The 4,536-nt window shown below is 66.0% G+C and carries 5 protein-coding genes; 4 read left to right on the top strand and 1 reads right to left on the bottom strand.

Features of this window, described 5'->3' with window-relative positions:
• Nucleotides 1–1,385: amidase (locus tag Q0W90_RS23460; RefSeq protein WP_297776963.1), on the top strand; the 1,385-nt coding region annotated here is incomplete at its 5' end.
• A gap of 22 nt (nucleotides 1,386–1,407) precedes the next feature.
• On the opposite strand, the gene Q0W90_RS23455 is transcribed toward Q0W90_RS23460, so the two are convergent.
• Nucleotides 1,408–1,824: a MarR family transcriptional regulator gene (locus Q0W90_RS23455; protein WP_297701396.1), complete on the bottom strand. Its 417-nt coding sequence runs from the start codon at nucleotides 1,822–1,824 to the stop codon at nucleotides 1,408–1,410.
• Between the two features lie 133 nt (nucleotides 1,825–1,957).
• On the opposite strand from Q0W90_RS23455, the gene Q0W90_RS23450 reads away from it, so the two are divergent.
• Genes Q0W90_RS23450 through Q0W90_RS23440 form a run of 3 tightly spaced genes read left to right on the top strand, consistent with a single transcriptional unit; the run spans nucleotide 1,958 to nucleotide 4,431 of the window.
• Nucleotides 1,958–2,368, top strand: a complete 411-nt coding sequence (locus tag Q0W90_RS23450; protein ID WP_297599514.1) for a ChaB family protein — start codon at nucleotides 1,958–1,960, stop codon at nucleotides 2,366–2,368.
• Nucleotides 2,369–2,428: 60 nt separating this feature from the next.
• Entirely contained in the window at nucleotides 2,429–2,929 is a 501-nt protein-coding gene (locus Q0W90_RS23445) for an oxidoreductase (RefSeq protein WP_297599515.1), read from the top strand.
• Nucleotides 2,930–2,940: 11 nt separating this feature from the next.
• On the top strand, nucleotides 2,941–4,431 hold the full coding sequence (locus Q0W90_RS23440; RefSeq protein WP_297599516.1) for a molybdopterin-dependent oxidoreductase: 1,491 nt from the start codon (nucleotides 2,941–2,943) through the stop codon (nucleotides 4,429–4,431).
• The last annotated feature ends 105 nt before the right edge of the window (nucleotides 4,432–4,536 follow it).

Below are 4,536 nucleotides of genomic sequence, written 5' to 3'. Positions count from 1 at the left end.
GCAATCTCGACGCGGTCGGCCTCGCCGACGCCATCCGATCGGGCCGGGTCGGCAGGGCCGAGGCGGTCGAGGCCGCGATTACCCGCGCCGAGGCCGTCGACCCGGCCCTGAACGGGTTGGCGTACGCGGGTTTTCAGCAAGCGCGGGCCGCCGCCGAGCAAGCCGGCAAGGCCACCTCGGAAGGCGGCTTCTTCTCCGGCGTCCCGACGTTCATCAAGGACAACGTCGACGTCGCGGGCCAGCCCACGATGCACGGCACCGACGCGTGGACGCGCTGGGATGCCGTCGCGGACAGCGTGTTCACCCAGCTGTACCGGGCCACCGGGTTGACCTCGTTGGGTAAGACGCAGTTGTCGGAATTCGGTTTCAGCGCGTCGGCCGAACACCTGCGGCTGGGTCCGGTCCGCAACCCGTGGGATACCGAATACAGTGCCGGCGCGTCGTCGTCGGGATCGGGCGCGTTCGTCGCCGCCGGTGTGGTGCCGATCGCGCACGCCAACGATGGCGGTGGCTCGATCCGTATCCCGGCGGCGTGCAACGGGCTCGTCGGGCTCAAACCGTCGCGCGGCCGGTTGCCCCTGGACGCGACGCTGCGTCGGATGCCGGTCGGCGTCGTCGTCAACGGCGTGGTGACCCGTTCGGTGCGCGACACCGCGGCGTTCTATCGGGAGGCCGAGCGGATCTGGCGCAACCGCAAGCTGGCCCCGGTCGGGGACGTCACCGGGTCCGGGCGCCAGCGGTTACGGATCGCGGTGCTGACCCGCTCGGTTCAGCGCGACTGCAGTCCCGCGCTGCGGGAGCTGACCCTGAAGTCGGCCGGCCTGCTCGAGGAGCTGGGCCACCGTGTCGAACACGTCGACGAACCGCCGGTGGCGGCGAGTTTCGTCGACGATTTCGTGCTGTATTGGGGGTTTTTGGCCCTGGCCCAGGTGCGCGGCGGACGACACATGTTCGGCGAGACGTTCGACAGCGGCAGGCTGGACTGCCTGACGCTGGGTCTCATGCGACACACCAGCCGTAACCTGCACCGTCTTCCGCTGGCGATCATGCGCTTGCGCGGGGCGCGCCGGCGCACCGCGCGGTTCTTCGGCGCCTATGACGCGGTGCTCACCCCGACCCTCGCCGACGAGACACCCCGCATCGGGTTCCTGGCCCCGACCGATTATCAGCAGGTGATCAACAGGCTGATCGAGTGGGTGTCGTTCACCCCGCTGCACAACGTGACCGGTGAACCGGCGATCTCGCTGCCGTTGGCCCAGTCCGCCCACGGCATGCCGGTGGGCATGATGCTGTCGACCAGTATGGGGCAAGAGGCGCTGCTGCTCGAACTGGCCTACGAGCTCGAAGAGGCGCGGCCGTGGGCGCGCATCCAGGCCGCGGGGTGATGGGATCTCATGGCGAGATCCGCTAGCCGTCCCCGAGTTTCTCGAGCATCCTTTTGAATTCGCGCTGCTGAGCGTTGGTGAGCTTGCTCAGGATCCGGGCGTCGGCACCGCGGACCGCTCCCTCGGCGCGCCTGAGCAGGGTACGGCCCTGGCCGGTCAGGTTGGCCGGTAGCGCGCGGCCCGAGGACACTGACGAAGGCCGCGCCACCGCCCCGACGTCTTCCAGCTTGCGCAACACCGTGTTCATCGCCTGCGGGGTGACGCCCGCGTGGCGGGACAACTCGGCGCTGGACATTCCCGGGAACATCGAAAGAACGCGCAGGCAAACGAATTCGGGCAGGGTCAGGCCCAGCGGGCCCAACACGGCGGAAACCTCTGGTCGCAGAACCGTTGCCACCCGGTACAGCAGGTAACCCAGCGGGGCGTCGTCCTGAGTCATGTCAACCATGTTGACATACTTCCGCCCGGATCGATGCGCACATTTCCCAGGCCGTGATTGCCGGACCCACAACGGGGTAACCGGCCGGCGGTAACACGTTTCCTGCACCGCTGTTGGCACACGAGGAGGTTCGATGCCGAAGACGACGAAGGGCGGGGCACCCAAAAAGAGCGAATTGCCCGGCACTTTGCGGCGTTCCAGCGCTAAAGCCCAACGCACGTTCGCGAAAACCCATGACGCGGCTGCCGACGAGTATGGCAGCGAGGAGCGCGCCCACCGAGTGGCTTACGCCGCCGTCAAGCACAGTTTCGAGAAGATCGGCGACCACTGGGAGCCCAAGGACGAGAAGGGCCCGTCCGACGAGCGCGCCGAGCGTGGTGGGTTACAACCGTCCGGCGAGTCGGCCGAGGGCGTCGACGCCAACGCGAGCAAACGGCATCTGCTCGACGTGGCCCGCCGACTCGACGTTCCGCGCCGATCGACGATGAACAAATCGCAGTTGGTCGACGCGATCAAGAAGCACAATCGCCGGGCCTTCAGATAGCCCGCCCAAGGCGTCGTCGTCGACCGTTTGTGGGCCGGTCGGGCCGGGTAGTCAGCCGCAATGGCCGGTCTCCTGGGGCGACTGTGGCTCAAAGCGTGGCGAAAGGTGCTGTCCTCGCCCCTCCTCACGCTCAACGGCTACGTCGCCTTTGACCTACCCCGCACGGTGACCGGGCTGGGCGCATCGCTGCTGATGGGCTTGGTGGCGGTGCATGTCTACGTGGGGGCGACCCGGCCGGGTCTGCCGCTGTATTTCTGGGTGTATCTGGCCGTACTGATCGCCGCCTGCCTTAGCGCGGCCGCCGCGATGGTGTTTGCCATCAAAACCCTTGTGCCGCAAGCGGGCTGGTATGCCGGGAGCTTCGTCTGCGCGGCGTTTTTGGTGATCTATCTGGGCAGCCGGCTTGCCGGCCTGCCCGGACTGGTGGCGTTGACCGGCCGGTGGGACCTGGCGCCCGGGACGTTAGCCATGGCGTTCGCCGGGGGCTTCATCGCCGTGCACACCACCGTCCTGTCCGGCATCAACGTGGCGTATCCGCAACGGCAGAACTGGCACGACTGAACGGTGACGACATGACAGTGCTCGACTATCCGGCGTGGCTGCGCATCGACCACTGGCTCAACGTCCTTTTTTTGACCCTGGTGATCCGCAGCGGTATCGAGATCTTGTCCACCCACCCGAAGTTGTACTGGCACGACGACAGCAAGCCGGGCAGCGAGTGGGCGCGCTTCACGGTCAAGGAAATGCCGATCAACAAGCTCTACGACACCCTCGATGAGGAGGAGGACTACAGCTCGCTGTTCTCGTTGCCCGGCCACAAGAAACTGGGCATGGGCCGGCACTGGCACTTCTTCTCGGTGATCGGCTGGGTCCTCGTCGGGCTCTCGTATTACATCCTGCTGTTCACCACCGGCCAGTGGCACCGGTACTGGCCGGCATCGTGGTCGATCTTCGGCGAGGCGTGGAACGACATGGTCACCTACCTGAGTTTCAACCTGCCGCCGCTGCTGCCCGGCGAACCCCTGGATGCCATCCAGAAGCTGACCTACGCCGGCGTCATCTTCGTGTTGGCGCCGTTCCAGATTCTGACGGGCGCCGCCCAATCACCGGCCATCGAGGCCGCGTTCCCCTGGTACGTGCGCATGTGGGGCGGCCGGCAATGGGCCCGGAGCCTGCACTTCCTCGGCCTGATCGCGTTTTTGGTGTTCATCGTCATCCACCTGTCGATGATCTTCTTCTGGAGTTGGGGCCAGCTCACCGCGTCGATGATCTTCGGTTCCGTGCGCAACATCGGTTGGGCCACCGCCTTGTCGCTGGTGATCATCGCGGCCATCGTGGCCGTCCACGTCGCGGCGACGGTGTGGAGTCTGCGCCGGCCCGTTCAGGTTCGCCGCGTGCTGGGCGCCGTGGTCACCCGCGTCCGCAAAATCGTGCTGCGGCCGCTGAATTCGAAGCAGAACTACCCCGAGCGGATGACCTCCAAAGAACACCGGGTCAACGGCAAGCCGCCGACGAGCGCCGAGTACAAGGTGATGGCGGTGCACAATTTCGTCGATTGGCGGGTGCGGGTGGGTGGTCTGGTGGAGAACCCGGTGACGCTGGACCTGGACGCGTTGCGTTCCCTGGCCGATCAGCAATCGCAGCGCGTGATGCACAACTGCGTGCAGGGCTGGACCAGCATCGGCCAGTGGAGCGGCGTTCCGCTGGCCGAACTCGCCGACTATGTGCGTCCCCTGCCGCAGGCGAAATACATCTGCTTTCTGACCATGCAGGACACCGGCCGCGACGAGCCCAGTGCGGAAGGAGAGGGCCAGTTCTACGAGGTGATCGATCTCGAACTCGCCTACAAGCCACAGACATTGCTGGCCTACGAGATGAACGGAAAGCCGCTGCCCATCAAGCACGGGGCGCCGTTGCGGTTGCGGGTGGAGACCCAGGTCGGTTTCAAGATGGCGAAATGGATCAACCAGATCGAGTTCATCGACGACTATTCCGGCATCGGCCACGGTCTGGGCGGCTGGCGCGAGGACAACGTCCACTACGACAAGGACGTGGAGATCTGACATGGTGCCAAACGGGGTGCGGCCCGAGCTGGTCGAGCTGCAAAGCGTTGAGTGTGAACGGGTTTTAGAGCTGGTGGCCGTCAAGGGCGGGCACTGCGCGGGCTG

It is taken from the genome of Mycobacterium sp. (assembly GCF_025933915.1).
In the GTDB taxonomy this organism is placed as follows: domain Bacteria; phylum Actinomycetota; class Actinomycetes; order Mycobacteriales; family Mycobacteriaceae; genus Mycobacterium.
This window is presented reverse-complemented; position numbering and strand designations above follow the sequence as displayed.

What these genes read in the sequence shown, in the direction of transcription:
- Q0W90_RS23440 (WP_297599516.1), top strand. Translation starts at nt 2,941, where the DNA reads ATGACAGTGCTCGACTATCCGGCGTGGCTGCGCATCGACCACTGGCTC.
- Q0W90_RS23450 (WP_297599514.1), top strand. Translation starts at nt 1,958, where the DNA reads ATGCCGAAGACGACGAAGGGCGGGGCACCCAAAAAGAGCGAATTGCCC.
- Q0W90_RS23455 (WP_297701396.1), bottom strand. Translation starts at nt 1,824, where the DNA reads ATGACTCAGGACGACGCCCCGCTGGGTTACCTGCTGTACCGGGTGGCA.
- Q0W90_RS23445 (WP_297599515.1), top strand. Translation starts at nt 2,429, where the DNA reads ATGGCCGGTCTCCTGGGGCGACTGTGGCTCAAAGCGTGGCGAAAGGTG.